Below are 25,628 nucleotides of genomic sequence, written 5' to 3' on the forward strand. Positions count from 1 at the left end.
ACCTACTCGGCGACCTGCTCCGGGTTCTCCGGGGCCGCCATGTGGCGGATGCTCGGGCTTCCCTTGTGATCATGGGCACGGGAGTACTGGGAATCCAGGAGACTCCTCACTTTGTGCGCCGCGCCGGCGTACGCCTCGTCCACGGTCGCCGCGTGATGGGTGACCGCGACGGGCTGTTTGCCTCCGGGGCGCGCTTCGATCACGCACTTCTTGTCTTCGGGCTTGGCACCCCCGTCGTCGCTGAGGTGCACCTCCACCCTGGTCAACCATCCGCCGAACCTGGACAGGCTGTTCTCCAGGTCCGTCTTCACGTAGGTGGCCAGTCCCTCGCCGCCGTGGACGTTGTGGTCGGTGTTGACTTGGATCTGCACGAGCACCCTCCGCGGGAAGACGGCAATGATCTCCCTCAGTACCACGGAAAAGGGTGGCTCAAACCCGATCCGCCGAAGAGCCCGAGGCGACATCGGCCATGGACGAAGCCTTCGGCCCCGGCGTTTGATTCGGGGCAGGCCTGGGCATTGAACGCCACGATCCCCATTCGGTGGCCGGTTCGTACCGGCCGTGGCGAGAAAAGAGAACAACCATGATCGTGCTCGGAGTCATCATCCTCGTGATCGGCCTGATCACCGGCATCTCCGTGCTGACCACCATCGGTGCCGTGGTCGCCGTCGCGGGTGTCGTTCTCGCGATCCTCGGTGGCACGGGGCGCAAGGTCGGCGGCCGCGCGCACTGGTTCTGAGCCGATCCCCCGGGTCGAAACCGAGGAGACCAGGCATGGGCCCTACCAGGTCGCCTCGCCGATCGAGGCACACCACGGAATTGTGGTCCGACTACTCCCGTATCCCGATGCCTCGCGAGGGTTCCGAAGAGGCGGTCTGGCAAGGCGACGCGCTGATCGTGGTACTGCGCGGCGATTTCGACTCGACACGGAAGGCGTCGCTGCGGGCCTGTCTCGCCGCAGCGATCGCCGCCCGTCCCCGCGCTCTCCTGGTCGACGCGACCACGATGACCTTCGGGTCGGCCAGCACGCTCTGGGAGTTGCTGACCGCCCAGGCGGACGCACGCCGTGACGGGGTGCCTTTCGCCATCCACACCACCGCGTACGCGATCTTGCGGCCCTTGCGCACGTTAGGGCTCAACACCAGTTTGGCCGTCCATCGACGGCCGTCCGACGCGCGTAGATGGTTTCAGGAGGCCGGTATGCCGAGCGAGACGGAGGCGTCTAGGCGAGATTCACCATGACGACCGCCGGGACGGTGGGAGCGGGCGAACCGCCGGCGGGTTCCGCGGTGATGCCGACGCGGTCGATCCCGCCCGGCAGATCCGCGAGGACCGGTCGAGTCCGATGTGGACCGTCGTCGGCCAGCATCCCGGCGGAATGCACGCCGCTCTTCCCAATGAACCAGACCTGATACGCCTTGCCGGGCGCCAGTGGCGGGAGATCACCGGCCAGCACGACGATCTTGCCCTGGCTCCGCGAGGTCACGACCGTGGCCGTCCCGGGTTCGGCGCCCTTGGCCGTCGAGGCGTCGGGCGCGGTGAGCACCGAGTTCACCGAGGCGAGTTGCCGCTGCGCGGGGTCGGTCCCCGGCTCGGTGTTCGTGGTGACCAGGCCGAACACCAGCGCCCCGGCGGCGGCCGCGGCGGCTCCCCACAGCGCTACCCGGATCGGTGGTTTCTTCGCCGCCCGGGGCCGGCGGACGGCCGCGACCAGAGGCGGCCACTGGCGGGTCCGGGCGACCTGCGCGAGCGTCGCGTTCCGCAGTCTCGGCGGTGGAACAGCGGCGAGCGCCGACCCCAGGCGCGCCGCGGTCTCCTGGAACTCCCGGACCTCCTGGGCGCACGCGGGGCAGCCGCGCAGATGCCTCTTGAACGCCTCGGCCTCCTCCTCCGGGACGGCGTTCACGGCGTAAGCCCCGGTCAGTATGTGCAGTTCCGCGGTCATTGCCCCACCCCCAAGCAGTCACGCAACCGGATCAGGCCGTCGCGGATGCGGGTCTTCACCGTGCCGGGCGCGGTCTTGAGCACTTCCGCGACCTCCGGATAGGTGTAACCGTTGTAATAGGCCAGTACCACCGATTCCCGTTGCAGGTCGGTGAGCGCGGACAGGCACTGGCGCACCCGTTGCTGCTCCAGGTTGGTGATGGTCGATTCGGCGACCTCGTCGAACGGGCGCCGGAAGTCGAGCCTGCCCGCACGGTCGTCCCGGTCGAGCGCGGCCTGATGCGAACGCACGCGGTCCACGGCCCGCCGGTGCGCGATGGTGAGCACCCACGCCAGCGTGCTCCCCTTGCCCGGTTTGAACCGCGCCGCCGTCCGCCACACCTCCACCAGGACTTCCTGGGTCACCTCCTCGGCGAACGTGCCGTTGCGGACGACCCTGTTCACCACGCCCCACACCGGTCCCGCCACGACGTCGTACAGGTCGGCGAACGCCTGCTCGTCCCCGGCCGCGACGCGTTGCATCAGGCTCGCCTCGGCGGGCTCCGTTCCGGCGCCGCCGCTTCCGCGCGGACTCGTCCGCACACCCTCGACCATCAAGCTGCCTCCACCTCACCCGACGCCCGGCTACGCGGTTCCGAGGCGTCTGGGAGGGATTCGACGCCGAGGGCGCCGCGGACTGGTCGGAAAGGCGGGAACACCCGAACGGGGGCGGGGCGGCCTACCCCTGATCTTCGAGCACGTTGTCCATTGTGGACCTCAGATGACGCAGAAAGGCCTCGAACCGCTCGATCTCTTCCGCCGGGTACTCGGCGACCAGCGCCGTGAGCCCCGCGCTGAACGGCCCGAAGAACTCCCGCGCGGGCCCTTGGATGTCGGGGCCGCTGCGCAGGGTCACCTTCCGCCGGTCGGCACTCTCCCGGGTCCGCACCACGTAACCGAGGCTCTCCAGCCGGTTCAGCAGGTTCGTGGTCGCGCCGGAGGTCAGCGCGACGCGTTCGCCGAGCCGGGCCGGGGAAAGCGGCGCGCCGGTGTCTTCGGCGTACAGGATCTCCACGAGTGCGGCGGCGTCGGTGGCGTGCAGGCCGAGCCAGTTCGCGAAACGCCGGGTGAACTCGGTGTAGTTCGCCCCGAAGCCGCGGAGGCCGTCCAGCAGCGACGCGCTCCGCGCCGCGACATCGTCCTCCATCACCCCTCCTCGGATCCGTGCTTTGACAACCTACCGGCCGGAAATATACCTTCATGATGAAGATACTTCACAGTGAAGGAGTTGTTGTGCTCCCCGATCCCTTCGCCGCGACGACCCGCGGCATCACCGAGCCCGACCCTGTCCGCCCGGCGCTGCGGGCCGCCGGCCCTCTCGTAGAAGTGGCCGCCCCGGCGGGCGGAAGCGCGTGGATCGTGACCGAGGAGGAGCTGGCCCGCGAAGTCCTCTCCGACCCCCGCATCGCCAAAGACCCCGCGCTGGCCCCGGAAGACTGGGACCGCGCCGGGCTCGAACAGACCGCGGCGGAACAACCGTCCTTGACCACGCTGGACGGCCCCGGCCACGCGAGACTGAGGCGCGCGCACGCCCCGCTGCTGAGCGCCAAACGGATTCAGGCGCAGTCCGGCCGGATCCACGAGATCGCCCACGAACTGCTCGCCGGCCTGGGCGAGGAACCCGTCGACCTGATGGACGGGTTTTCGACCCGGTTCCCGCTGCTGGTCCTGCTCGATCTGCTCGGCATCCCGCTCGACCTGCTCGACGCCGCCGTGGACGCCTGCCGCCGCATGTCCAGTCCGGAACCGGGCGCGCAAGGCGAGGCCATCGGCGCGATCGCGGGCCTCGCGGCGGCGGGGCTGACGCCGGACCGGCACGGGCTCGCGGCGGAACTACGCGACCGTGTCCCACCAGGGACGACCGAAGACGACCTGAGGTATCACCTGTTCGCGTTGATCTTCGCCGGGCAGCTGACCACCGACGCCTCGATCGGCTTCCTGATCTCGCGGCTTCTCGACGGGGACAAGGCATCCGAGGACGACCTCGTCCGCGAGACCTTGCGGGACCATCCGCCCGCGCCGTTCACGCTCTGGCGGTTCACCACCGTCGAGCTCGACCTCGCCGGTACCAGGCTCCCCGCCCGGGCTCCCGTGCTCGTCGACATCCAGGGCATCAACACCGATCCCGGCCGTCGCCCCGGACCGGATCTGGCCTTCGGCGCGGGCTCGCACTTCTGCGTCGGCGCCCAGCTCGCGCAGCTCGAACTCCGGGCGGTGGCGACGGTTCTGCGCACGGACTTCCCCGGTGCCCGGCTCGCCGTGCCTTACGCCGGACTCCGGCAGGCGTTCCTCGGCGGCATCCAGGGCACGAGGCTCACCAGCCTGCCGGTGCTCCTGCGCGGCTGAAGAACGGGCCGGGGCACGGAAAACCGCTGCCCCGGCCCGGAACGACCGCTACTTCTTGAAGGTGTCGCGGATCTTGTCCGCCGCGTCGCCGACGGCGTCCTTCACGTTCTCGACGGCACCCTTGAGACCGGCCTTCGCCTGGTCCGTCTGGCCTTCCGCGCGCAGCTCCTCGTTGCCGGTGGCGTCACCGGCGGCCTCCTTGGCCTTACCGCCGAGCTCTTCGGCCTTGTTGCTGATCTTGTCGCCCAACGACATCGGGTCCTCCTCCGTCCGTGGCGCCCGGATCGTGCGCCGACACAGGAAGGACAAGCGAAGATCGGGATTCGTCACGCGCACGGACGGGTGATCGCCCTCACCCCACGCGCCAGGGCATGTGCTGGAGCGTCCAGGTGTTGCCGTCCGGATCGCTGAAAGCCGCGTAGAAGACGCCGCCCAAGTCCTCGACCGGCCCGACTTCGGCGCCCCTCGCGATGAGCGCGGCCCTGGCCTCCTCGATGTCCGCGACCACCAGATGAAGCCCGCGCAGGGTCCCGACCGGCATGTCGAGCGTCGCGATCCCGGTGGCCAAGGTGATCGAGCAGGCGGAACCGGGCGGGGTGAGCTGGACGATCCGGACCCCGTCGGCGGGCCGGACGTCGACGTCGACGTGGAACCCGAGCCGCTCGGTGTAGAACTCCTTCGCCCGGTCGATGTCGCTGACCGGCACCGGGACGAGTTCGAGCAGGAACGTCCCCGGTGGTACCGGGGGCGCGGGCGGGGTGTCGGTCACGGACGGTCCTTTCGTCGGAAGGGCTCTTCACCGAAGCAGCGAAGCCACCGCCGCGGCGAACGCTTCAGGGGCCTCCTGGGGAACGTTATGCCCGACCCCCGACAGAACCCGATGGTCGTACGACCCGGTGAAGTATTCGCGGTCTCCTTCGGCGCTGGGCCCGCCGACGCCGTCGTCCCCGCTTTCGAGCACGACCGTCGGCACCGTGATGGGCGGTTCCTCCGCGATCAGGTCTTCGAGCGCCTGATACCGCGGATCCCCTTCCGCCAGGCCGAAGCGGTGCCGGTACGAGTGGATGACGACGTCGACGAAGTCCGGGTTGTGGAGACTGGGGGCGCTGGCCGGGAACGCCGCGTCGGCGCCCGCCCAGGTCGGCGACCAGGTGCGCCACAGCAGGGCGCACAGCTCTTCACGATTCTCCGTCAGCCCACGGCGGCCACGTTCGGAGTGGAAGTAATACTGATACCAGTAGGTGCGTTCCCATTCGGGTGGCGCGGGTTCGCCGGCGTAGGCGAGGTTCTGGACGTTGTAGCCGTCCACCGAGACCAGCCCGCGCACGCGTTCGGGCCGGAGCGCGGCCGCGATGCACGCCGCGCGGCCGCCCCAGTCGTATCCGGCGACGACGGCTTTCTCCAGCCCCAGCGCGTCCATCAAGTCGAGAAGATCCTGTGCGAGCGCGGCCTGCTGCCCGGACCGGGGCGTGGCGTCGTCGAGGAACCGCGTCCCGCCGAACCCGCGGAGATACGGGACGTACACCGAGGCGCCACCGGCAGCGACGACCGGGGCGACCTCGTCGTAGGCCCGCACGTCGTACGGGAACCCGTGGAGCAGGATCACCGGCGGCGCGCCCGCCTCACCGGCGTGTTCGTACTCGATCTCCAGGATCGGTGTGGTGACGCGCTTCGTGGCCATCACCGGATCCTTTCACGAAGGTCAGCCGGACCAGCCGCTCAGCCGGGTCAGAAGCCGTTCCAGGACCTCGGGATCCGCGCCGACGGGATCACCGGAGACCGGCTCGTCCACCAGGGTGCGGCGATCGCCCCGCCGCGGCAGCCGGACCTGCCCCGCGGACAGGCCACCGGGCAGCGGCAGCTCGCACCAGAGGGTCACGCCGCCGGTCGCGCTCGGCGCCACCCCGGTCCGCTCGCCCGGCGCGGGGGTCGGCACGGGGAGTCCGTCCAGCTCGTGGTCGACCTCGATGACCAGCACGTCCGACCGGAGGCGCAATCTCAGCGTCAGGAACGGCGGCTCCTTCGGATCGGCCGCGTCGACCAGCGTGCCCACCAATCTGGCGGCGGCGGTCTTCGCCTGATCGAGCAACGGCCGCAAGGACCAATCCGACAAGATGAGACGGACGAAGAGCTCGGAGCACAACACCGCGTTCGGTTGTGCCACCAGCCGGAGGTCGTCCACCTGGGAAGTGCGCGCGCTCAAACCAAGGCCTTCCTCGTCGACGTGCGAGCGTGCATCATGCCACTCCATCCGGTGACGGACTCCGGCCGCCTCGATCAAGCCTTTGGTCCAGTGGAGTGAATCGACTTTGGTCCTGTCCATCGGGCCAAACGGCGCGCAGAGTGGGCGGCGTGAGCATCGCCTTCCTGATAACCACGCTGATCGTGGTCGCCACACCCGGCACCGGGGTGGTCTATACCCTCTCCGCCGGGCTGGCCCGCGGCAGGCGCGCGAGCATCATCGCCGCGATCGCCTGCACCCTCGGGATCGTCCCCCACATGGTGGCCGCGGTCACCGGCCTCGCGGCACTGCTGCACGCGAGCGCGGTGGCGTTCGAAATCATCAAGTACCTCGGCGTCGCCTACCTGCTCTACATGGCGTGGGCGACGTTGAGGGACCGTGAAGCGATCGTCGTCGAGGGCGATCCCGAACCGGCTTCGGCGCTGCGGACGATCACCTCCGGTGTGCTGATCAACGTCCTGAACCCGAAGCTGACGCTGTTCTTCTTCGCTTTCCTGCCCCAGTTCGTCCCGGCGGGCGAGCCCGGCTCCGTCCCGCGGATGCTGCTGCTCAGCGGAGTGTTCATGCTGGCGACCTTCGTGGTGTTCAGCGTGTACGGCGTCCTCGCCGCCGGCGTGCGCCACCACGTCCTTTCCCGGCCGCGCGTACTCGCCTGGACTCGGCGTGTCTTCGCCGGTTCCTTCGCAGCGCTCGGCGCCAAACTCGCGTTCACCACCCAGTAGACAGGGCTCCCATGCGACTCCAGCACCACCCCGACGTCCGCGCCGAGCACCCCACCCTCGCCGTCGGCACCTTCGAGACCGCCGGCATCTCCCCCGAAATGCCGCTGGACATCGAGAAGTTCATCGCGCGGGCGACACGACGGCTCGCGGACGGCCCGGAATCGGAGTTCCCCGAGATCCAGGCCTGGCGCCGGGCGTTCGCCAAGATGGGCCTGAAACCCACGCAGTACCGCTGCGCGTCGGAATCGCTGCTGCGCCGCCTCCGGAAAGAAGGCTCGCTCCCCCGGATCCATCCGGTGATCGACCTCTGCAACGCGGTCTCGGTCGCCTACGCCATCCCTGTCGCGGTGCTCGACGTCGCGAAGATCAGCGGTTCGCTGGAAGTCCGTCACGCGCGCGGCGACGAGAAGTACGTGACCTTCGCGGGCACGGTCGAGCATCCGAACCCGGGCGAGGTGATCTTCGCCGACGAGGACGGGCAAGCCCACGCGCGGCGGTGGACGAACCGGCAGAGCGGGCATTCCGCGGTCTCCGCCACGACATCCGACGTGCTGATCGTCTCCGAAGGGCTGCACGCGACGGCGGCAGAGGACGTCCGGCTGCTGATCGAGGCCATCGCGGGCGAACTCAGGAGGCCTTGAGCGCTTTCTCCAGCCCGGCGCGCGTCATCTTCGAACGCCCCTTGATGTCCCGTTCCCGCGCGAGCTTCTCCAGCTCCGCCTTCGACAACGAGGACAGGTCGTTCTTCTTTGACGGCTTCTTCTGCGGAGGCTTCTTCGCCCCGGACTTCTTCTTGGTCTTCCCGCTCTCGACGCTCTTCGAAAGCGCCTCGAACAGGTCGACGATCTTCGTCGGCTCGCCGACCTCGGTGGCGGGCGTGATGGTCTCGCCCTTCTTCTTGGCCTTGATCAGCTTCCGGACCCGGTCGGTGTAGGTGTCGTGGTACTCCTCGGGCCGCCAGTCGTCACTCATGGCGTCGATCAGGTTGACGGCCATGTCGAGTTCCTTGCCGCGTGCTTTGGCCTTGCCCGGCAGATCCGGCAGCTCCTCGGCGGGATCCCGCAGGTCGGCGGCGAAATGCAGGGTGTTGAGCACCATGACGCCATCGCCCGAACGGACCAGCGCCAGGTACTCGCGGCCGCGCATGACGAATTTCGCGATCCCGGCCTTGCCCGACGAACGCATCGCTTCGAGCAGCAGCGCGTACGGACGCTCGAACTCGTCTTTCGCAGGCGCCAGCCAGTACGTCTTGTCGAAGAACGCCGGGTCGATGGCGTCCAGCTCGACGAAGCTCTCGATGTCGAGCGACTTCGACCTGCCGGGCGCGATCTCGTCGAGTTCGCCGGGCTCGACGACGACGTACTCGCCGCTGTCGAGCTCGTAACCCTTGACGATGTCGTCGAAGTCGACTTCCTTGCCGGTGCGCTCGTTCACCCGCCGGTACCGGATGCGGTCCTCGGTGCCGCGCTGGAACTGGCGGAAGTGCACCGTGTGGTCCTCGACCGCGCTGTACAGCCGGACCGGCACCGTCACCAGGCCGAGTGAAAGCGAACCGCTCCAGACCGGACGCATGGGCACACTCCTCTCCTCACGCGCCTGGTACCCGCAACAGCGGCGGATCACACCTGGTCAGAGACTGAAAGCGAGAGACTGGAGGAGCACCACCGCGAGGAACACGAGCGTGAAGGCGAGATCGAACGCCACCCCACCGGCCCGCACCGGCCGGACCACGCGGCGGACCGGCGCCAGCACCGGTTCGGTCACCCGGTGGGCGAGGTCGCGCACCCGGAAAGCCCAGGAAGGCAGCCTGGTGGCGAGGTTGACGGCCCAGTCCAGCACCATCCGGACGACGAGCACGATCAGGAACAGGGTGAGCAGGACGCCCAGCAGATCGCCAAGAGCACTCATGACGGCACACTCCTCTTTGGTCCAGTGTGCCGCGCTTTGCTGGGAGCAACCTGTGACGGAAAAAGGGGCTACCAGGGCGGTTGGCCACCCCCAGTACGAAGGCCAACCGCCGCGGAGCCCCTACACACGGTTCGGCGCGCTGCCCCGTCGCGCCGTGCCCGTCAGCTGATGTCTTCAGCTTTCCAAGGCCCTGCATCGGATTTACATCGGCTCGTCACCGCCGGGCATCCGCGCAGTTCAGGGGCGGCCGGGCGTAGAATCGGACCGGTTCGAAGGCAGGCGCGCGCCCGCCCGTTAGGCCGAATGCCGCATGGCGTACCCCGCGCCGATCTGGCTGGAGGCCGAGGCGGTGGGCTAGGGTGCCGGTCAGCTGGCGAACGGACTGGAGGTAGTGCGTGAGCACGCTCACGGTCTCGGACGACATAGTCGCATATGACCGCTGAACGTTTACCCGAATCGGCGGAATCTGCCCGAACCCCCGGCGATTCGAAACATCCCGGCCAGCGATCCCAGCTCAGCTTTTCCGTTCTCGGCCCGCTCGAAGCCGAGGTCGACGGCGTACCCGTCCGGCTGGGCGGGCGGCGTGAACAGCGCCTCCTCGCCTCCCTGCTGATCAACGCGGGCAGGCTGGTCCCGGTGTCGTACCTGATCGGCACGATGTGGCCGGACAGGCCGCCGAAGACCGCTGTCCGCCAGGTCAGCAACGCGATCGCGCGGCTGCGGCACGACCTCGGCGTGGCCCGGTCCGCCGTGGTCACCACCGGCTCGGCCTACCGGGTCGTCACGAGCAGCGCCTCGGTCGACTCGGTCCGCTTCGAAGCGGACTACAACCAGGGCGCCGAGCTCCTGGCGGCCGGGCTGATCTCCCAGGCCGCCGCCAAGCTCGCGGACGCGCTCGCGCTCTGGCGCGGCCCGGCCTTCGACGGTCTCGACGGCGACGCCATCGAACAGACGGCGCGGAGACTCGACGAAGAACGCCTCGCCGCCTCCGAACTCCTGATCGGCGCCAGGCTCAGGCTCGGCGAGACCGAGGCGGCCGCACGGGAGGCCTTCGATCTGGCCGCCTGGCATCCCACCCGCGAGACCCTCCAGGTCCTCACCATGCTGGCGCTCTACCGGGCTGGCCGCGGTGCCGACGCGCTCCGGACGTTCGACCGGACCAGGATCGCGCTCGCGGACGAGCTGGGGGTCGACCCGAGTGCCGAGCTGAGCGCGCTCCACCAGCAGATCCTGCGCACCGACGCCGAGCTGATGCAGGATGACGCCCTCGTCCGGTACGGCGTCGGCGGGCTCCGGGCCGGGATGGACACCGGTGGGCGGCGCGAGGACGCGGACGCGCAGAAGTCCCTCTTCCCTCGCCCCGCGCAGCTTCCCGCGGACCTCCCGGCATTCGGCGGCCGTGCCGCGGAGCTGCGGACCGTCCTCGAAATCGGCCAGGACGACTCCTCGACCGGGCCCCGGCTGATCGCGATCGACGGGATGCCCGGTGTCGGCAAGACAGCGCTGGCGGTCCACTCCGCGCACCGGCTCGCCCCGCTGTTCCCCGACGGCCAGCTTTTCGTGAACCTCGAGGGGTTCTCGCCTGCCGGTGACCCCGTCGACCCCGGGGCCGCGCTCGAAGCGCTGCTGCGGTCACTCGGCATCCAGGGTTCGGACATCCCCGCCGGGACCGGCCAGCGCGCTGCGTTGTTCCGCAGCTGCCTCGCCGGCAAACGCGTGCTCGTGGTGCTGGACAACGCCATCGGGGCGGCGCAGGTGAGGCCGCTGCTGCCCGGTTCGGCGAGTTGCTGCGTGCTGATCACCAGCCGGACCCGGCTCGTGGACCTCGACGGCGCGGAACTGCTCTCCCTGGAACCGTTCAGCCGGGCGGACGCGGTGGACCTGCTCGGCCGGATCGTCGGGACCTCCCGGCTGAGGCGGGAATCCCCCGACGCGGCCGACCAGGTCGCGAGCCTGTGCGGCGATCTCCCGCTCGCGCTGGCCGTCACGGCGAGCAGGCTGCGGGCGCGGGCGTCCTGGACGCTCGACTTCGTCGCCCGGCAGTTGCGCGACGAGCGGAACAGGTTCGGCGAGCTCACGGCGGGGGAACGCGACGTCGCGGGCGCCTTCCGAGTGTCCTATCTGAACTTGTCCGAGACCGAGCGCCTGGTGTTCCGCCGGTTGAGCCACCATCCCGGTGCCGCGTTCGACCTCCACTCGACAGCGGCGCTGGCCGAAGTGGACCTCGGCGAGGCACGCCGCCTGGCCGAACGCCTCGTCGACGTGAACCTGCTGCGGCAGCCGACGATGGACCGGTACGAGATGCACGACCTCCTCCGCAGCTACGGTCGCGAACTCCTGCTCGCCGAGGAGCCCGAACACCAGCGCGAAGCGATGATGCGGCGGCTGTTCGACTACTACCGCAGCACCGTCGCGGCCGCGATGGACTTCATCGACCCGGACTCCGAGGAAGAACCGGGCGGCCTCGAGGTGCCGAAGAGCGAGTTCGGGCAGTCCTTCGCCGACTACGACCAGGCCGCGCACTGGATGGACGCCCAATGGCAGAACGTCCTGCCGGTGGCCGTCGCGATGAACAACCACCAGCGCTACTCGGACCTCGTGCTCTTCTGCTCGGCGGTCTGGCGCTACTTCGACAACCGCGGCTACTACCGCCAAGCCAGAGAACTGGAGACTCTCGCCCTGTCCGCCGCGCGGGTCACGGGGAACGTGGTCCTCGAGTACCAGGCCCTGCACATGTACGCGCTGACCCTGTGGCGGCTCAACGAGTTCACCGAGGCGAACCGGCTGTTCAACGAGGTGTTCGAGCTGGCCTCGACCACCGGCGACGTACGGATGCAATGCCGGGCCAGGGGCAATTCGGGTGTCACCCACTGGCTCAAAGGCGAGTCCGACCAGGCGATCGAACACCTCGGCTGGGTCCGCGAGACCGCCCATGCCCACGGCAGCGTGCTCATCGAAGCCCGCGCAAGGCACCGGATCGGGCTGATCCACACCGAGAACCAGCGCAATGCGGAAGCCGCCGCGGAACTCGACCAAGCACTGAGACTGGCCCACGAGAACGAATCTCCCGATCTCGAAGCGGAATGTCTTCTCGCTCTCGGTATCAATTCGCGTGCACTCGGCGATGGCGAACTCGCGGTCACCCAGTTCAGGACCGCGATGGAAGTGCTCGAATCGACCGGTAATCGCAGCATGCTGCCCATCGCCCACAAGGAGTTGGCATCCGCTTTCGACATTCTCGGTGAGCATGTGAATGCAGAACGTCATCGCCGGTTCGCCTTGCGCTTATACACCGATCTCGGCATCTCGGAGTCGCCTGACGTTCGCGAACTCAAACAGCACCTGAACGATTACTCGGCGTAATTCTCCGTTTCGCTCCGGTACTCTGATGGCGTAGGTATATTCGCTTGACCGGAGTAACCGCTCACGGAGAGGATCGGCGACATGCACGATGATGACGACGACGAGTTCTTGTACGAGCTTGAAGCGGAGTACAAGGCGCAGAGCACCTGGGGCGGGTTCGAGCCGCCGCCGAACGGCGGGCCTCCTTTCCGTTCGCGACACTGAACGACCTGACGTATTCGGAAAGTATTACTGGGGACTGGGGCGCAAGACTTTCCATGCTGGTAAGGGTTTCCTCTTGCGGAACGCTCTATTGGTCCGAGGGTGACGTCGTCTGGGACGATCACCTCGGACATCGCCAGCTCAAACTCGCCGAAGGAACCGAACGTGTCCTGCGATGGTTCAGTTCTTGGCGAGAACCGGAATCGATCCGTGAAGCGGACGAAAATCCCGAGACTGGGGAAAGACTCGTCCGTATCGCGCGAGCGATGATCCGGTACGACGTGCTGGTGGTCAAAGATTCTTCCCGGCACCATCGGGAAGAAGAGATCCTTCGGGATTGGGGTCCTTGGGGAACGTCCGCGCGGGCGTTTCACTTCGGCACCCGATCCTTGCGTGAGACCGAGTTCACGACCAGCGAAATGACCGCTAAAACCTTGCTGGAGAAGGCGAAGGCCAGCCCTCCGCCTTCTCCGGTGAGGCCTTCGGGCGAGTACGACTCGATAGCACTGCCCGAACCGTCACCGGAGCCGCTGAACGCGATCGGGCTCGGCGACGCGCTGAACAAGCGCAGAAGTGTCCGCGAGTTCGGCGAAGAACCCCTGCGGTTGCGCGATTTGAGCACGCTTCTCACGGTGGCCCGGCCGACGAGGCCGGAAACGCATCACGACATCCCCACCACCGGGAACGTCTTCAAGACGAGCCCGTCGGGCGGGGCGAGGCATCCGACAGAGGTGTACGTCTACGCGAGGAACGTCGAAGGCCTGGATCGGGGGATTTACCACTACGACGGCTTCCGGCACGGACTCACGCCCCTGGACGGCAAGATCGACGACGACGAACTGATCGCGCTCGCCGGCGATCAGCACTGGACCGGGAACGCCGGCGCGCTGCTGATCTACACGAGCGTCATCGAACGGAACCAGTGGAAGTACCCGGTGAGCCGGACTTATCGGGTGCTGCTGATGGACGTCGGACACCTGAGCCAGACCGTCTACCTGCTGGCGACGGCGCTCGGGCTGAACGTCACGTTCACCGCGGCGCTGCGCGACGAACTGGTCGAGGACCTTCTCGGCTGCGATCCGGCCAACGAACTGGTGCTCGGCATGTCGGTGCTCGGCACTCGCCCGTGATGAGCCACGCGCTCGTGGTCGTTTCTTCGCGGTAGCGGCCGTCAGAACTGTGGCGGTTCGTCGGCCGGGGGCGCTGCCGGGCGGGGCTCGTGGAGTGACGGGATCGTGCTGTCGTAACTCTGGCCGGTCGGGGTGGTGATCGTGAGGGTGCCGTCAGGGGCGAGGCTGTAGGTCCAGCCGGGTTCGTCTTTGAGCCGGTGGTCGCGGCGGCAGAGATCGATCAGGTCGGCGACGTCGGTATGGCCGCCGAATTGCCACGACACCGAGTGGTCCAGATCGCAGGCCTGGGCAGGACGTTGGCAGCCGGGTCTTCGGCACTCACGATCCCGCACCCGTACGAACTCGTCCACGCCCGCTGTCGGACGATATCGGTCCCGGCCGAGATCCAGCACCTGCCCCGACAACGGATCCGTGATGATCCGCCGCAGCACGGTGTCCGCGCTCGACGCGATCTTCCGCGCCAACGGCGCCGGGATGGAGCCGTGTCCCGCCAACTCCCCCGGATCCTCGTTGAGGCCGAGATAGGTCGCCAGGTCCATGTAGAGGAACACCTCCGACCGCTCACCAGCGCCGCCTTGGCCGCTCAACAGGAGGTCCAGGGCGACATCGGCACGCAACTGATCCAAGGTTCGGGTCTCACCGCCTGCCTTGAGGGCACGTGCCCCGCGGTCGATCCGGGTGTAGGCGGCGGCCACCTTCTCGACCGGGCCGTCCTCGATCTCGATCGAGGCGACCCCCGTCCCGCCGTGGCGCATCCGCAGCCGGCGACCCGCACGGTTGTGCTCGGCACGCCGGGACGCACCCTCCGGATCGACCGTCGTCGCGACGCGATTGACCGCCCGCCGGATCTGAGCCGTGTTCTTCCCCGCCAATCGGTCTTCCAGCAGGGCATCCGCCGCCAGGGCGTTGTCGTCCGACAGCCACGCGGTCGCGGCGGCGACCTTCATCGCCCCGGCACCGCTGAGCAGGCCCCGGTCCATCAACCCCAGTGTCCGGGGTAATCGGGTGGTCAGTGCCTTCGCGGAAGAGACCAGCGCACCGGCATGACCGTCCACAAGAGACAAGGCGAACGCCACCTCCTGCACGACACTGGAAGCGCCGTCACGATGACGGGCCAGCTGCGCGATCGCGCGGAACCGGACCGCCTCCAGCCGCGCGATATCCGCTGACACCGCCTGCGCGAGCGCCACGCATTCCTCGTCACCCAGCGTACGAGGATCGACATTTTCCTTGAGGGAAGCCAAAAAGGCTGTGTTTGTGTCCACGCCGCGAACCGTACAACCGACCACCGACAATTTCCGACGACAAGTCGCCGCCAGATCACCTCAAGCCGTGCCCGATGCCAAAAACTGGGGCACAGCAACATAATATTCATCATCAAGTTGTTCAGAAAGCCATATTTCCCCCTCAGCAAAGGAAATCGCCCCCAAACGAACGGCCGCCTCCACCAACCCGCGAACGAACGAATCTCCCTCGAAGAACCCGACGACCCCGTCCACCGAAACCTCGCAAAAACCCGTTTCCGGCAAGTAGTCGCCGAAAACCCCGCGCGATCCGGGGCGCGGTGATCTCCGAGGCACGAGCCCGCACGATCTCCCGCGTCAGGGCCGGATAAGAGGAATCGATGACCAGACCGTCCCAGTCATGCCCGGACAGCACGATCCGCCCGCCCGGAAGCAGCACCCGGCGCGCTTCCGCGAGAGCGCGCTCCGGCTCCGCCAGTTCATGGAACACCTTGTCCGCCCGGTAGCCCGCGAACCCGCCGTCCACCGGTAGCGCGCAGGCGTCTCCGGCCAGGAAATCCACCTCGGGCGAACGCCGCCGGGCCTCTTCGACCAGCTCGGGCGAGACATCGACGCCGACCGCGCGAAATCCCCGCGCCGACAACTCGGACACGGCCAGCCCCGCACCGCAGCCGACGTCGATCACGGAGGAACCGGGCTCGAGCCGGAGCAGCTCGTAGGTCCGGGCCCGCACTTCGGCGGCCCCCGGCAGGGCATCGGCGGCGTCGAGCCGCTGCGACATGGACATACCGGGGATCGTCCGACTTAATGACGACATGAAGTCAAGCACCTTGAGCGTCGGCGAGGTCGCGGAGCGCTTCGGCCTGGCGACGCACGTCTTGCGCCATTGGGAGTCCGTCGGCCTCCTCAAGCCGGCGCGATCAGGCGACCGGAGGCGGTACGACGATGCCGACCTGTACCGAGTCTCGGTCATCCTGCGCGCGAAGGAAGCGGGTCTCAGCCTCGACGGCATCCGCGAGATGTTCCAGAAGCCCGAAGCGCGGGACGCGGTTCTCAGGCGTCACAAGGAGGAGCTCACGCGACGCATCACGGCCGCGCAGGCTTCACTCGCGATCATCGACTGCGCCCTCGGGTGTGTGCACGACGATGTCACCCAGTGCGCGCATTTCCGCGCGGCGGTGGCGCGGGCCGGATGATCCCGGCCCGCGCCACCGTCCCACTCAGCTCAGCAGCGCGCGCATCTCGGTGATCTCGGCCTGCTGACCGTCGATCACCTTCTGTGCCAAGGCTTTCACCTCGGCGTCGCTACCCTGCTGCAACGCGGTCTTCGCCATCGCGAGCGCGCCTTCGTGATGCTTGACCATCATTTCCAGCCACCGCTTGTCGAACGCGGCGTCCTTGGCCTTGCCGAGTTCGGCGAGATCGTCCTCGGTCATCATGCCGGACATCGAGCCGTGCGCGGAGTGGCCGCCCGACGGCGCCACTCCCCAGCCCTTCAGCAAACCGGTCAGCTGCTGGATTTCCGGGTCCTGCGCCTGCTTGATCCGCGCGGCGAGGTCGACGACCTTCGCGTTGCGGGTGCGGCCGTCGACGAGCTTCGCCATCGTGAGCGCCTGCTCGTGGTGCGGGATCATCCCTTGCGCGAACGTGACGTCGGCCTGGTTGTGCCCGGCCTGCGCGGGATCCGGCGCCTTCATCGTGGTCATGTCGTGCCCGCCGGACGCGGTGTCCGAGCTCGCGCAGCCGGTGAGCACGGCGAAGGAGGCCAGGGCGGCGAGGGCCGCCCCGACCAGTTTCCTGCTGGTCATGGTTGTTCCTCAGGTCGTTTTCGGGCAGGGCGAGACGAACTCGCCTGTCACACCCGCGACACGCAGAGGAACGACAATCTCTCCGGTACCGGTCTCCAGCGCGGCGGATCACGGCCCGAAACCGCACCGCCGCCAAGCCGAGACTTCCACGGCGCCACCGTCCGTCCATTCCGGACGAGCAGCCAGGTGACGATCAGCAGCACGGCCGCGGCGAGCACCGCGAGACACAGGTGCAGTCCACTGTGTCCACCGTCGTCGTGCGAAGGCGTGTCCGCGCAACAGGGATCGGCCATCGCGACGGCGGCGGTCTCGTGTCCCGCGCCGTGACCGGATCCGGCAGTGACGTGATGCATGCCGACCAGTCCCAGCGCCACCACGCACAACAACAGCCACCGCAAGGCGGCCGGGTACGAGGACTGGGTCACGGCTCCACCGTAGCCGGATTCAGCGCGCCGCCGGCCGGTGGGGTTTCCCGGCCGAATGCAGGGCGGGGATGTCGCGATCGATGTGGTCGGCATGGAACAACGCCTGCGCGAGCAGGCCGCGGACGTGGTCGTTGGCCGCCGAGTAGTAGACGAACGTCCCTTCGCGACGGCCTTTGACCAGCCCCGCGAGCCGCAGTTTCGCGAGATGCTGACTGACCGCCGTCGGCGCCGCCCCCGCCAGGTCCGCGAGGCACGCGACCGAGGACTCGCCTTGCAGCAGCGCCCAGAGGACCTTGACCCGCGTCGGATCCGCGAGCAGCCGGAACGTCTCCGCGGCCAGGTGGACCTGCTCCTCGGTGGGCATCTCGAAATCCGGGACCGACTCGTGCATGCCGGGAGGATACCCGCTACCCTTCTGCCTGCGTATCTGCATGACTGCGCAGATAGCGAACCAACGAGGTGGGAAATGACCGGACACGGCCATGGACACAGTCACGGCCACAGGCCGGGCAAGAGCCGCCTGCGCCACCTGCTGACCCCGCACAGTCACGACAGCGCCGATCGCGTCGACACCGCGCTGGAGACCAGCAAACGCGGCGTCCGGACGCTGATCTGGTCGTTCGCCGCCCTGTTCGTCACCGCCGTCGCCCAGCTCGCGCTCGTGCTGGTCACCGGGTCGGTGGCGCTGCTCGGCGACACGATCCACAACTTCGCCGACGCGCTGACCGCGGTCCCGCTCGGCATCGCCTTCCTGCTCGGCCGCCGCGCCGCGACCCGCCGCTACACCTACGGGCTCGGGCGTGCCGAAGATCTCGCCGGCGTGCTCGTCGTGGTGCTCATCGCCGCGTCGGCCTTCCTCGCCGGGTACGAGTCGGTCGAGCGGCTGCTCGATCCGCGTCCGGTCCAGCATCTGTGGGTGGTCGCCGCGGCGGGTGTGATCGGCTTCGCGGGCAACGAACTCGTGGCCCGCTATCGGATCACCGTCGGCCGCGAAATCGGGTCCGCCGCGCTGGTGGCGGACGGCTTGCACGCGCGCACGGACGGCTTCACCTCACTCGCGGTCGTGCTCGGCGCCGTCGGCGTCGGGCTCGGTTTCCCGCTGGCCGACCCGATCATCGGCCTCGCCATCACGGTCGCGATCCTGTTCGTCCTGCGCGACGCCGCCAAGGAGGTCTTCCGCCGTCTGATGGACGCCGTCGACCCGGCCGACGTCGATCGCGCCGAACGCGCGGCCGCCGAAGTCCCCGGCGTGCTCGGTACGCGGGACCTGCGGATGCGCTGGATCGGGCACAGTCTCCGCGCGGAACTGGCCGTGTCGGTCGAGTCCGGGCTGACCGTCACCGAGGCGCATCACCTGGCCCATCGTGTCGAGGACCGGCTGCGAGAGGTCCTGCCGCGGCTCGCGGAGGCGGTCGTGCACACCGAACCCGCGCACGCTCATGAGATCGTCAGCGGGTGACGCCGTCCGACAACGACATCCGCGCCGTCCGCGCCCACGCGCAGCTGCTCGGCGCCCCGGCCACCGACGTGGTCTCCGTGACCCGGTCGGTCACCGCGATCCAGGCGCAATCGAGTCCCGCCGCCAGGCTCGCGATCCGCGCTCGCAGCCGCGGCCTGACCGCGCCGGACGTCGACGTGTCCCGGGCCGTCTCGCGCACCTGGCTGATGCGCAAGACGCTCCACCTGGTGCCGACGGCGGACCTCCGCTGGCTGAACCGGCTGTTCGGTCCGCGCAACGCCCAGGCGGGGCAAGGACGCCGCAGACAGCTGGACCTCACCGACGAACTCTGCGAGCGCGCGTTGGAGCGCCTCCAGGATCTCTTGCCCGGCAAGGCACTCACCCGCCGCGAGATCCTGGACGGCTTGGCGGCCGACGGCGTCGTCCTCGACGCGAAGTCCCAGGCGCCGGCCCATCTCCTGGCGTACGCGGCCAACCGCGGCCTGCTCTGCCGAGGCCAGGACGACGGCGCGGAACCGACGTACGTACTCCTCGACGAGTGGACCACCGGGGATCACACCCCGGACGAACCTCTCGCGGAACTCGCCCATCGGTATCTGTCCGCGTACGGCATCGCGACCGTCGAAGACTTCGCCGCCTGGTCCGGGCTCCCGCTCGGTCTGTGCCGCAAGGGTTTCGACGCGCTGGATCTCGTGCCCGCCGGCGGCGGCTTCGCTCTTTCGGAGACCGGACTGTCCGCTTCCCCGTGTCCCCCGTGCCTGCTCGGCGCCTTCGACACCTACCTGCTGGGCTACCGCGACCGCGATCTGCTCCTCGACCCGGCCGAAGCGAAGCGCGTCAACGCCGGTGGCGGGATGATCGCGCCCACCGTGCTGGTCGACGGCAGGATCGCCGGAACCTGGAACGCCAAGCGGACCGCGAAGCAGACGAAGGTCGTCGTCGAGCCCTTCGCCACGCTTTCGCGGGCCGCCATCTCCGGACTGGAGTCCGAAGTGGACGATTACGGCCGCTTCCTCGGGGAAACGGCCGTCCTCGTCATTTGAGGGACCGGAAGAACTCCCGCACGTCCGCGACCAGGATCTCGGGCTCCTCCATCGCCGCGAAGTGGCCACCGCGATCGACGTCGGTCCACCGCACGATCGTGTGCGCGTCCTCCGAATACCGCCGGATCCCGACGTCGTGCGCGAAGATCAGCGCCGCCGTCGGCACGCCGGAATTCTTCTCGACCGCTCCCCAGGTTTCCGCCTGCGCGTAGCCGACGTACGCGGACGAAGCCGCCGTGCCGGTGAGCCAGGTGAACATGACGTTGGTCAGCAACCGGTCCCTGCCGATGATCTCCTCGGGCAGCGTCGGGCGCGGATGCGTCCACTCGCGGAACTTGTCCATGATCCAGGCCAACTGCGCGATCGGAGAGTCCACGAGCCCGTAGCCCAGCGTCTGCGGCCGCGTCGACTGGATCGCGATGTACCCGAACTCCTCCCGCATGAAAGCCCCGATCCGCCGGACGCGGTCGCGTTCGAGGTCGGTCAGCGAAGCGAGTTCCTCCTCCGACAGCGACATCGGGGGCATCGGCGTCAGCCCGCCGTTGACGTGCACGCCGATCACCCTGTCCGGCGCGAACCGGCCCACCTCCGGTGACACGGAAGCACCGAGATCACCACCCTGTACGCCGTAGCGTTCGTAGCCGAGCCGCCGCATCAGCTCCGCCCAGGCGCGGCCGATCCTCGGCATGGTCCAGCCGGAATCCGAGACAGGGCCGGAGAAACCGAAGCCGGGCAGCGACGGGATCACGAGGTGGAACGCGTCAGCCGCGTCGCCCCCGTGCGCTTTCGGGTCGGTGAGCGGACCGATGACGTCCAGGAATTCCACGACCGAACCCGGCCAGCCGTGCGTGAGGATCAGCGGCGTCGCGTCGGCTTCGGGCGAGCGGACGTGCAAGAAGTGGATGTTCTGCCCGTCGATCTCGGTGGTGAACTGGGGGAAGCGGTTGATCTCGCGTTCGGCCTCGCGCCAGTCGTAGCCGTCGCGCCAGTATTCGGCGAGTCCGCGCAGCCACGCCACCGGCACTCCGGTGTCCCAGCCGTCGCCGGGCAGCGGAGCCGGCCAGCGCGCGCTGGCGAGCTTCGCGTGCAGGTCGTCCAACTGCCCCTGGGGGACGTCGACGCGGAAGGGGCGGATCTCGGTGTTTTCCATGACGCCCAAGCTACGAGTCATTGCGGACAGTTTCGGTCCTCGATCGGGAGGACTTCCCGGATACGGGAAGATGCGCTGGTGACGGACAAGTACTTGGCGTACGGCAGGCTCATCCGCGACGGGAAGTTCCTGTTCATCCGGCGGCGGCCGGGGTCCTTCCTCGGCGGGAACTGGGAACTGCCGGGCGGGACCGTCGAGCCGGGCGAGCGGCCCGCCGAGACCGTGGTCCGCGAGTTCGCCGAGGAGACCGGTCTGACCGTCCGGGCCACCGGTGAACGCGGCACCCACAGCTGGGACGACGTCGAGGGCAGGCCGATGCGGATCCATGCCACGGTGTACACGCTCACCGAAGAGGAACCGCGCGAAGTCCTGCTCGATCCCGAGGAACACGACGCCTTCATCTGGTACACCCGGGAAGAAGCCGCGGAGCTCGGCCTCGCGGCGCACTTTCGCGAAGCACTCGAAGGCTGACTCCGGGACCCGTCCCGAATGGACCGCTCTACGCTGCCCCGATGCTCCGACGCGCCTTGGCATCGCTCGCCGTTCTCGCCCTGGTGGCGGGTTGCGGTCCGGACGCGCCCGAGCCCCCGAAACCCGCGGACGGTGCCGATCTGGCCGCCTGTGCCGACGGTCTCTGCGAAGTGAGCGCGCGGGTGGGCGCCAAAGTGGCGCTTCCCGAGCGGACCAACGTCGAATCCGTCACCGTGCAGGCCGTCGACGCCGGGACCGTCATGCTGATCGCCAAGGGCATCGGGAGGAGACAGGGCGGATCCTGCTCCGGCAAATGCGAGGCCTCGGGCACGGGCAAGGACTTCAAGGCCAAGTTATGGACGGGCAGCGAGCTGACCTACAACGACCTCGCGATCAAGCTCCTCGGCGTGGGCGGCGGCGCCGCCGTCCTCAAGTTCACGCCGCAGTGACCTGGTCCGCTCCGCCCAGCGAACAGCGGGTGTGGTGAGCGTGCCCGCCAGCAGGAACAGCCCGCCCAGCACCACCCAGCCGAGCGCGCCGCCCATCAGGATCAGACCGGTCAGCAGGACCGGGCCGAGCATGCGGGCGACGGCCGTCCCGGCACCGAAAAGTCCCTGGTACTGGCCCTGTTTGCCCTCAGGAGCCAGGCCGAACCCGATCTCCCACGAGCCCGCCGCCTGCGCCATCTCCCCCACCACCTGCAACGCGGCTCCCGCGAGCAGGACCAGCGCCGCCGTCCAAGCGGAACTGCTCATGGCGGAGAAAGAGAAGATCAGGCAGGAGAAGAAGAGGAGCAGTCCCGCGTACCGGGCGTAGCGTGAGGCGCTGCGCAGACCGGTCACGCCACGCGCCACCCGCACCTGGAAGACGACCACGCTCGCCGTGTTGAGCACCAGCATCGCCGAAACCAGCCAGCCGGGGGCCGCGGTCCTGGTCGAGATCCACAGCGGCAGGACCAGGCTGAACAGCGGCATGTAGAGCAACATGACCATGTTGAGCAGCGCCAGCAAGGCGTACGGGCGGTCGCGGAGAACCGCCACGGACGGCTCTCCGGTCTTCACGGGCACCGGCGGCACCGAAGGCACCTTGCGAAGGACGAGAGCCGCGGCGGCGAACGCCAGCGCGTCGAGCACGAAGACGGTCAGGAAGGCTTCGCGTGTCCCGAGCGCCAAGGCGACCCCGCCGAGTGCCGCGCCGATCGCGATCCCCGCGTTGGACATCGCCTGCAACCGGGCACGGAACGTCGTACGTTCGGCCGGGTCGATCAGGCCGGCCAGCAACGCCTGCCTCGCCGCGCCGAGACCGCATTGGAAGCAGGCGTAGACGCAGGCCGCGATCACGAACGCGACGGCCGAGCCGACGAACAGGAACGCCGTGACCGAGGCGGCGGTGCCGAGTCCCAGGAAAACGGCCGTGCCCTTCGGCCCGCGACGGTCCGCCACGTGTCCCAGCGCGACGCCGGCCACCGAGCCGACCGCCCAGCCCACGGTGAGGCCGAGGCCCACCTGCGCGGGCGAAAGCCCGACGATCAGCGTGAAGTACAGGGCCGAGCCGACGTAGTAGGCGCCGTCACCGACGGAGCTGATCAGCTGGGCCAAGGCCAGTCTCTTCGTGGACTCCATGGACTCAAGTTAGGCGGCGGATTGGCCACATCCCAGCTCCAATATCCCGCATTCCGGTTGGGCCAATATAGACTCGGAGCGTGCCGTTCCACATCAGCCTCGACGGTCATACCGACCTGGCCGCGCGGATCTACCGCCAGCTCCGCGACGGCATCCTCGACGGTCGCCTGCGCTCCGGCGAACGTCTGCCGCCGACCAGGGAACTGGCCCGCGAGCTCGACGTCTCGCGCAACACCGTCGCGGTCGCCTACGAACGGCTCACCGCGGAGGGCTTCCTCGAAAGCCACGTCGGACGCGGGACGTTCGTCAGCGCCGATCCCGTGGCACGGACGAAGCGTGCCGCGCCGTCGGGCACCGGGGTGCGGCCGATCGCCCGCTGGCGATCGCTTCCGGCCCCGCTCGGCGACGACCGGCCCGCCCCTGACTTCGACTTCCGCGTCGGCGTTCCGGATCCCGCCCTCTTTCCGCTGCGGACCTGGCGGCGGCTGGTCAGCCAGGCACTGCGCCCTTCGTTGCTGCCGCCTTCGGGATACGCCGACCCCGCCGGACTCGAAGCGCTGCGGGTGGCGATCGCCCGGCACATCGGCGCCTCCCGGTCGGTGCGCGCCGGAGGCGAAGACGTCCTGGTCACCCAAGGGGCGCAACAGGCCCTCGACCTGATCGGTCGCGTGCTGATCGAACCCGGAACGCGGGTCGCCGTCGAGGATCCCGGCTATCCCCCGGCCGAGCGGCTCTTCACCGCTCTCGGCGCCCGGGTCGTGAAAGTGCCGGTGGACGCCGAAGGCCTCGACGTCACCGCCCTCGTCAAGGGCACCCGCCTGATCTACACGACGCCGTCGCACCAGTTCCCGCTCGGCACGCCGATGTCGCTCGCCAGGAGGACGGCGTTGCTGGCGTGGGCGGAACGGAACGACGCGGTGATCGTCGAGGACGATTACGACAGTGAGTACCGGTTTTCGGATCGGCCGCTCGAACCGCTCCAGAGCCTGGACCGCGACGGCAGGGTGCTCTACGTCGGATCGTTCTCGAAAACCCTGCTTCCGTTGCTGCGTCTGGGTTTTCTCGTCGCGCCCGCGTCGCTTCGACCGGCGCTGCGGCAGGCGAAGCAACTGATGGACTGGCACGGTGACCTCGTCACGCAGGCGGCGTTGGCGAGCTTCGTCGACGAGGGCCTGCTCGCCCGTCACGTACGCAAGGCGACCAGGGAGTATTCGGTGCGGAGAGAACGGATCCTGGCTTTCGTCCACGGCGAACTGCGGGACGTGCTGGAAGTCGTCCCGTCCAGTGCCGGGCTTCATCTGTGCGCTTTGGTCCATCCACATGCGACGGTCACTGTCGACGGTGTCGTCACGGAAGCGGCGCGGGCCGGAGTGGTGGTCGAGAGCCTGTCCGCGTACGGGGGAACGCGCGACGGACTGGTGATCGGTTACGGGCTGGTCGGTTCCGATCGGATCGACGAAGGGCTCTCCCGGCTCCGGGGCTGTTTTTCGGCCGCCGGGGTGTCCTGACAGGTGGATTCAGCGCACTTCGGGTCTTGAACGGTCCTTTCATGGGATCCGATCGCCGCAGGGCGCCGGAAACTGTCGTACCCCGGTGGTCTCCTCTTCACAGGCGACAACGGGCCCGGCCGGGCCCGAGCGCAAAGCGAGGAGGAAGTCCCATGGCCGGAGAAACGGTGCTCACGGTGATCGGCAACCTGACGACCGATCCGGAGCTGAGGTTCACCCCGTCGGGAGCGGCGGTCGCGAACTTCACGGTCGCGTCGACACCGCGCGTCCTGGACCGCGCGAGCGGGGAATGGCGCGACGGCGACCCGATGTTCCTGCGCTGCTCGCTGTGGAAACAGGCCGCGGAGAACCTGGCCGAATCACTCACCCGGGGCACCAGGGTGATCGTGCAGGGCAGGTTGAAACAGCGATCGTTCGAGACCAAGGAAGGCGAGAAACGCACGGTGGTGGAACTCGACGTCGACGAGATCGGCCCGTCCCTGCGCTATGCCAAGGCGAAGGTGAGCAAGGCGGGCCGGAGTTCGGGTGGCGCCCCGTCGGACGGCGCGTGGGAGCGAACGCCCGTGACGGCGGGGAGTCCGGAGCCTCCTTTCTGACCCCACGGCGCGCGCGGCCGGGGTTAGGGTGGCGGAATGGCCACTGAAACCCTGGAAAACGTCGAGGGCCGCGACATCGGTTCCGGCGTCTCGATCATCCGCGAACGCACCGACGTCGACGGTTCCGGACCGAGGCTGCACCAGCATCCGTACCGCGAGACGTTCGTCATCATCCACGGCCGGGCCAGGTTCACCATCGGTGACGACGAACGCGAAGGAGGAGCGGGCGAAGTCCTGGTCGTTCCCGCGGACACTCCGCACAAGTTCGCCGTGATCGGTCCGGAAACCTACGAGGCCGTCCACATCCACGAAAGCGACCGGTTCGTCACCGAGTGGCTCGAATAAATTCTGTCGGCCGCAAGAAAACCCTTTCCCGGGCTAGAATCCGACGACGTGCTCGTGGCCGG

33 protein-coding genes are annotated in these 25,628 nt (G+C 68.6%); 16 read left to right on the plus strand and 17 right to left on the minus strand.

The window, feature by feature from the left end:
• Window positions 1-2: 2 nt before the first annotated feature.
• Window positions 3-371, minus strand: a complete 369-nt coding sequence (locus tag CFP71_RS24440; RefSeq protein WP_093936332.1) for an HPF/RaiA family ribosome-associated protein — start codon at window positions 369-371, stop codon at window positions 3-5.
• 212 nt (window positions 372-583) lie between these two features.
• Here CFP71_RS24440 and CFP71_RS44275 point away from each other — a divergent pair, with 212 nt between their 5' ends.
• Window positions 584-739 carry a hypothetical protein gene (locus tag CFP71_RS44275; protein ID WP_167406258.1) on the plus strand — a complete coding sequence of 52 codons (156 nt, stop codon included), beginning with the start codon at window positions 584-586 and terminating at the stop codon, window positions 737-739.
• Window positions 740-846: 107 nt separating this feature from the next.
• A complete protein-coding gene (locus CFP71_RS24445; RefSeq protein WP_167406259.1) occupies window positions 847-1,242 on the plus strand; it encodes an STAS domain-containing protein in 396 nt (131 codons plus the stop codon).
• Here the strand turns inward: CFP71_RS24445 and CFP71_RS24450 are convergent.
• The 3 genes from CFP71_RS24450 to CFP71_RS24460 form a co-directional block, all read right to left on the minus strand.
• Window positions 1,223-1,945 (minus strand): anti-sigma factor, encoded by a 723-nt coding sequence (locus tag CFP71_RS24450; RefSeq protein ID WP_093936277.1) that lies wholly within the window; start codon window positions 1,943-1,945, stop codon window positions 1,223-1,225. The genes CFP71_RS24445 and CFP71_RS24450 overlap by 20 nt on opposite strands.
• Window positions 1,942-2,538 (minus strand): ECF RNA polymerase sigma factor SigK, encoded by a 597-nt coding sequence (sigK, locus tag CFP71_RS24455; protein ID WP_093936278.1) that lies wholly within the window; start codon window positions 2,536-2,538, stop codon window positions 1,942-1,944. The genes CFP71_RS24450 and sigK overlap by 4 nt, the downstream gene beginning before the upstream one ends.
• Before the next feature lie 124 nt (window positions 2,539-2,662).
• Window positions 2,663-3,130 carry a MarR family winged helix-turn-helix transcriptional regulator gene (locus CFP71_RS24460; protein ID WP_093936279.1) on the minus strand — a complete coding sequence of 156 codons (468 nt, stop codon included), beginning with the start codon at window positions 3,128-3,130 and terminating at the stop codon, window positions 2,663-2,665.
• 86 nt (window positions 3,131-3,216) lie between these two features.
• Between CFP71_RS24460 and CFP71_RS24465 the strand changes: the two genes are divergently transcribed.
• Complete coding sequence (locus CFP71_RS24465) at window positions 3,217-4,329, plus strand: cytochrome P450 family protein (RefSeq protein ID WP_093936280.1); 1,113 nt, start codon at window positions 3,217-3,219, stop codon at window positions 4,327-4,329.
• A gap of 48 nt (window positions 4,330-4,377) precedes the next feature.
• On the opposite strand, the gene CFP71_RS24470 is transcribed toward CFP71_RS24465, so the two are convergent.
• The 4 genes from CFP71_RS24470 to CFP71_RS24485 all read right to left on the minus strand — a co-directional run bounded on the left by CFP71_RS24470 (window position 4,378) and on the right by CFP71_RS24485 (window position 6,532).
• Window positions 4,378-4,584 (minus strand): CsbD family protein, encoded by a 207-nt coding sequence (locus CFP71_RS24470; protein WP_005155015.1) that lies wholly within the window; start codon window positions 4,582-4,584, stop codon window positions 4,378-4,380.
• 97 nt (window positions 4,585-4,681) lie between these two features.
• Window positions 4,682-5,098, minus strand: coding sequence for a VOC family protein (locus CFP71_RS24475; RefSeq protein ID WP_093936281.1), 417 nt, complete (start codon window positions 5,096-5,098; stop codon window positions 4,682-4,684).
• Between the two features lie 27 nt (window positions 5,099-5,125).
• Window positions 5,126-6,010, minus strand: a complete 885-nt coding sequence (locus CFP71_RS24480) for an alpha/beta fold hydrolase (RefSeq protein ID WP_093936282.1) — start codon at window positions 6,008-6,010, stop codon at window positions 5,126-5,128.
• Between the two features lie 21 nt (window positions 6,011-6,031).
• Window positions 6,032-6,532 (minus strand): histidine kinase, encoded by a 501-nt coding sequence (locus tag CFP71_RS24485; protein WP_093936333.1) that lies wholly within the window; start codon window positions 6,530-6,532, stop codon window positions 6,032-6,034.
• Window positions 6,533-6,681: 149 nt separating this feature from the next.
• Between CFP71_RS24485 and CFP71_RS24490 the strand changes: the two genes are divergently transcribed.
• Window positions 6,682-7,293 carry a LysE family translocator gene (locus CFP71_RS24490; protein ID WP_093936334.1) on the plus strand — a complete coding sequence of 204 codons (612 nt, stop codon included), beginning with the start codon at window positions 6,682-6,684 and terminating at the stop codon, window positions 7,291-7,293.
• A gap of 11 nt (window positions 7,294-7,304) precedes the next feature.
• A complete protein-coding gene (locus CFP71_RS24495; protein ID WP_093936283.1) occupies window positions 7,305-7,934 on the plus strand; it encodes a B3/B4 domain-containing protein in 630 nt (209 codons plus the stop codon).
• On the opposite strand, the gene ku is transcribed toward CFP71_RS24495, so the two are convergent.
• A complete protein-coding gene (ku, locus tag CFP71_RS24500) occupies window positions 7,921-8,865 on the minus strand; it encodes a non-homologous end joining protein Ku (RefSeq protein ID WP_093936284.1) in 945 nt (314 codons plus the stop codon). The two genes, CFP71_RS24495 and ku, sit on opposite strands and share 14 nt — an antisense overlap.
• A 57-nt stretch (window positions 8,866-8,922) precedes the next feature.
• Window positions 8,923-9,201: a YggT family protein gene (locus CFP71_RS24505; protein ID WP_093936285.1), complete on the minus strand. Its 279-nt coding sequence runs from the start codon at window positions 9,199-9,201 to the stop codon at window positions 8,923-8,925.
• 432 nt (window positions 9,202-9,633) lie between these two features.
• Between CFP71_RS24505 and CFP71_RS24510 the strand changes: the two genes are divergently transcribed.
• From CFP71_RS24510 to CFP71_RS24515, 3 genes are all read left to right on the plus strand, one after another.
• Window positions 9,634-12,564 carry an AfsR/SARP family transcriptional regulator gene (locus CFP71_RS24510; protein WP_093936286.1) on the plus strand — a complete coding sequence of 977 codons (2,931 nt, stop codon included), beginning with the start codon at window positions 9,634-9,636 and terminating at the stop codon, window positions 12,562-12,564.
• Between the two features lie 81 nt (window positions 12,565-12,645).
• A complete protein-coding gene (locus CFP71_RS45400) occupies window positions 12,646-12,768 on the plus strand; it encodes a hypothetical protein (protein WP_279629237.1) in 123 nt (40 codons plus the stop codon).
• Between the two features lie 416 nt (window positions 12,769-13,184).
• On the plus strand, window positions 13,185-13,895 hold the full coding sequence (locus CFP71_RS24515; RefSeq protein ID WP_244199811.1) for a SagB/ThcOx family dehydrogenase: 711 nt from the start codon (window positions 13,185-13,187) through the stop codon (window positions 13,893-13,895).
• 41 nt (window positions 13,896-13,936) lie between these two features.
• Here CFP71_RS24515 and CFP71_RS24520 read toward each other — a convergent pair whose 3' ends face one another.
• Both CFP71_RS24520 and CFP71_RS24525 read right to left on the minus strand, forming a co-directional pair.
• Window positions 13,937-15,160, minus strand: a complete 1,224-nt coding sequence (locus tag CFP71_RS24520) for an HNH endonuclease signature motif containing protein (protein ID WP_093936288.1) — start codon at window positions 15,158-15,160, stop codon at window positions 13,937-13,939.
• A gap of 142 nt (window positions 15,161-15,302) precedes the next feature.
• Window positions 15,303-15,926, minus strand: coding sequence for a methyltransferase domain-containing protein (locus CFP71_RS24525; RefSeq protein WP_244199812.1), 624 nt, complete (start codon window positions 15,924-15,926; stop codon window positions 15,303-15,305).
• Window positions 15,927-15,969: 43 nt separating this feature from the next.
• Between CFP71_RS24525 and CFP71_RS24530 the strand changes: the two genes are divergently transcribed.
• Window positions 15,970-16,335 carry a MerR family transcriptional regulator gene (locus tag CFP71_RS24530; protein WP_244199813.1) on the plus strand — a complete coding sequence of 122 codons (366 nt, stop codon included), beginning with the start codon at window positions 15,970-15,972 and terminating at the stop codon, window positions 16,333-16,335.
• A gap of 24 nt (window positions 16,336-16,359) precedes the next feature.
• On the opposite strand, the gene CFP71_RS24535 is transcribed toward CFP71_RS24530, so the two are convergent.
• From CFP71_RS24535 to CFP71_RS24545, 3 genes are read right to left on the minus strand one after another with little or no spacing between them, the layout of a single operon-like run.
• Window positions 16,360-16,947: a DUF305 domain-containing protein gene (locus CFP71_RS24535; RefSeq protein WP_093936290.1), complete on the minus strand. Its 588-nt coding sequence runs from the start codon at window positions 16,945-16,947 to the stop codon at window positions 16,360-16,362.
• 47 nt (window positions 16,948-16,994) lie between these two features.
• On the minus strand, window positions 16,995-17,372 hold the full coding sequence (locus CFP71_RS24540; protein ID WP_093936291.1) for a DUF6153 family protein: 378 nt from the start codon (window positions 17,370-17,372) through the stop codon (window positions 16,995-16,997).
• Window positions 17,373-17,391: 19 nt separating this feature from the next.
• Entirely contained in the window at window positions 17,392-17,763 is a 372-nt protein-coding gene (locus CFP71_RS24545; RefSeq protein ID WP_093936292.1) for an ArsR/SmtB family transcription factor, read from the minus strand.
• Window positions 17,764-17,838: 75 nt separating this feature from the next.
• On the opposite strand from CFP71_RS24545, the gene CFP71_RS24550 reads away from it, so the two are divergent.
• The gene (locus CFP71_RS24550; RefSeq protein WP_208636029.1) at window positions 17,839-18,831 is read left to right on the plus strand and encodes a cation diffusion facilitator family transporter; all 993 of its coding nucleotides are present in this window, start codon (window positions 17,839-17,841) and stop codon (window positions 18,829-18,831) included.
• Window positions 18,828-19,874 carry a winged helix DNA-binding domain-containing protein gene (locus CFP71_RS24555; RefSeq protein WP_093936293.1) on the plus strand — a complete coding sequence of 349 codons (1,047 nt, stop codon included), beginning with the start codon at window positions 18,828-18,830 and terminating at the stop codon, window positions 19,872-19,874. Before CFP71_RS24550 ends, CFP71_RS24555 begins: the two co-directional genes overlap by 4 nt.
• On the opposite strand, the gene CFP71_RS24560 is transcribed toward CFP71_RS24555, so the two are convergent.
• Complete coding sequence (locus tag CFP71_RS24560) at window positions 19,867-21,024, minus strand: epoxide hydrolase family protein (protein WP_093936294.1); 1,158 nt, start codon at window positions 21,022-21,024, stop codon at window positions 19,867-19,869. The genes CFP71_RS24555 and CFP71_RS24560 overlap by 8 nt on opposite strands.
• A 78-nt stretch (window positions 21,025-21,102) precedes the next feature.
• Between CFP71_RS24560 and CFP71_RS24565 the strand changes: the two genes are divergently transcribed.
• Window positions 21,103-21,495 carry an NUDIX hydrolase gene (locus CFP71_RS24565; protein WP_093936295.1) on the plus strand — a complete coding sequence of 131 codons (393 nt, stop codon included), beginning with the start codon at window positions 21,103-21,105 and terminating at the stop codon, window positions 21,493-21,495.
• Between the two features lie 41 nt (window positions 21,496-21,536).
• Complete coding sequence (locus CFP71_RS24570; RefSeq protein WP_093936296.1) at window positions 21,537-21,944, plus strand: hypothetical protein; 408 nt, start codon at window positions 21,537-21,539, stop codon at window positions 21,942-21,944.
• Here CFP71_RS24570 and CFP71_RS24575 read toward each other — a convergent pair.
• Window positions 21,849-23,117: an MFS transporter gene (locus CFP71_RS24575; protein WP_093936297.1), complete on the minus strand. Its 1,269-nt coding sequence runs from the start codon at window positions 23,115-23,117 to the stop codon at window positions 21,849-21,851. The genes CFP71_RS24570 and CFP71_RS24575 overlap by 96 nt on opposite strands.
• An 80-nt stretch (window positions 23,118-23,197) precedes the next feature.
• Here CFP71_RS24575 and pdxR point away from each other — a divergent pair, with 80 nt between their 5' ends.
• From pdxR to CFP71_RS24590, 3 genes are all read left to right on the plus strand, one after another.
• Window positions 23,198-24,625, plus strand: coding sequence for a MocR-like pyridoxine biosynthesis transcription factor PdxR (pdxR, locus tag CFP71_RS24580; RefSeq protein ID WP_093936298.1), 1,428 nt, complete (start codon window positions 23,198-23,200; stop codon window positions 24,623-24,625).
• Between the two features lie 152 nt (window positions 24,626-24,777).
• On the plus strand, window positions 24,778-25,221 hold the full coding sequence (locus tag CFP71_RS24585) for a single-stranded DNA-binding protein (protein ID WP_093936299.1): 444 nt from the start codon (window positions 24,778-24,780) through the stop codon (window positions 25,219-25,221).
• A gap of 36 nt (window positions 25,222-25,257) precedes the next feature.
• Window positions 25,258-25,566: a cupin domain-containing protein gene (locus CFP71_RS24590; protein WP_093936300.1), complete on the plus strand. Its 309-nt coding sequence runs from the start codon at window positions 25,258-25,260 to the stop codon at window positions 25,564-25,566.
• The last annotated feature ends 62 nt before the right edge of the window (window positions 25,567-25,628 follow it).

It is taken from the genome of Amycolatopsis thailandensis (assembly GCF_002234405.1).
GTDB lineage: Bacteria > Actinomycetota > Actinomycetes > Mycobacteriales > Pseudonocardiaceae > Amycolatopsis > Amycolatopsis thailandensis.

Bases quoted from the DNA above. Each gene is read 5' to 3' on its own strand.
- CFP71_RS44275 (WP_167406258.1), top strand. From the start codon at position 584: ATGATCGTGCTCGGAGTCATCATCCTCGTGATCGGCCTGATCACCGGC.
- CFP71_RS24445 (WP_167406259.1), top strand. From the start codon at position 847: ATGCCTCGCGAGGGTTCCGAAGAGGCGGTCTGGCAAGGCGACGCGCTG.
- CFP71_RS24450 (WP_093936277.1), bottom strand. From the start codon at position 1,945: ATGACCGCGGAACTGCACATACTGACCGGGGCTTACGCCGTGAACGCC.
- sigK (WP_093936278.1), bottom strand. From the start codon at position 2,538: ATGGTCGAGGGTGTGCGGACGAGTCCGCGCGGAAGCGGCGGCGCCGGA.
- CFP71_RS24460 (WP_093936279.1), bottom strand. From the start codon at position 3,130: ATGGAGGACGATGTCGCGGCGCGGAGCGCGTCGCTGCTGGACGGCCTC.
- CFP71_RS24470 (WP_005155015.1), bottom strand. From the start codon at position 4,584: ATGTCGTTGGGCGACAAGATCAGCAACAAGGCCGAAGAGCTCGGCGGT.
- CFP71_RS24480 (WP_093936282.1), bottom strand. From the start codon at position 6,010: ATGGCCACGAAGCGCGTCACCACACCGATCCTGGAGATCGAGTACGAA.
- CFP71_RS24495 (WP_093936283.1), top strand. From the start codon at position 7,305: ATGCGACTCCAGCACCACCCCGACGTCCGCGCCGAGCACCCCACCCTC.
- ku (WP_093936284.1), bottom strand. From the start codon at position 8,865: ATGCGTCCGGTCTGGAGCGGTTCGCTTTCACTCGGCCTGGTGACGGTG.
- CFP71_RS24505 (WP_093936285.1), bottom strand. From the start codon at position 9,201: ATGAGTGCTCTTGGCGATCTGCTGGGCGTCCTGCTCACCCTGTTCCTG.
- CFP71_RS24510 (WP_093936286.1), top strand. From the start codon at position 9,634: ATGACCGCTGAACGTTTACCCGAATCGGCGGAATCTGCCCGAACCCCC.
- CFP71_RS45400 (WP_279629237.1), top strand. From the start codon at position 12,646: ATGCACGATGATGACGACGACGAGTTCTTGTACGAGCTTGAAGCGGAG.
- CFP71_RS24515 (WP_244199811.1), top strand. From the start codon at position 13,185: ATGACCGCTAAAACCTTGCTGGAGAAGGCGAAGGCCAGCCCTCCGCCT.
- CFP71_RS24525 (WP_244199812.1), bottom strand. From the start codon at position 15,926: ATGTCCATGTCGCAGCGGCTCGACGCCGCCGATGCCCTGCCGGGGGCC.
- CFP71_RS24535 (WP_093936290.1), bottom strand. From the start codon at position 16,947: ATGACCAGCAGGAAACTGGTCGGGGCGGCCCTCGCCGCCCTGGCCTCC.
- CFP71_RS24545 (WP_093936292.1), bottom strand. From the start codon at position 17,763: ATGCACGAGTCGGTCCCGGATTTCGAGATGCCCACCGAGGAGCAGGTC.
- CFP71_RS24550 (WP_208636029.1), top strand. From the start codon at position 17,839: ATGACCGGACACGGCCATGGACACAGTCACGGCCACAGGCCGGGCAAG.
- CFP71_RS24560 (WP_093936294.1), bottom strand. From the start codon at position 21,024: ATGGAAAACACCGAGATCCGCCCCTTCCGCGTCGACGTCCCCCAGGGG.
- CFP71_RS24570 (WP_093936296.1), top strand. From the start codon at position 21,537: ATGCTCCGACGCGCCTTGGCATCGCTCGCCGTTCTCGCCCTGGTGGCG.
- CFP71_RS24575 (WP_093936297.1), bottom strand. From the start codon at position 23,117: ATGGAGTCCACGAAGAGACTGGCCTTGGCCCAGCTGATCAGCTCCGTC.
- CFP71_RS24585 (WP_093936299.1), top strand. From the start codon at position 24,778: ATGGCCGGAGAAACGGTGCTCACGGTGATCGGCAACCTGACGACCGAT.
- CFP71_RS24590 (WP_093936300.1), top strand. From the start codon at position 25,258: ATGGCCACTGAAACCCTGGAAAACGTCGAGGGCCGCGACATCGGTTCC.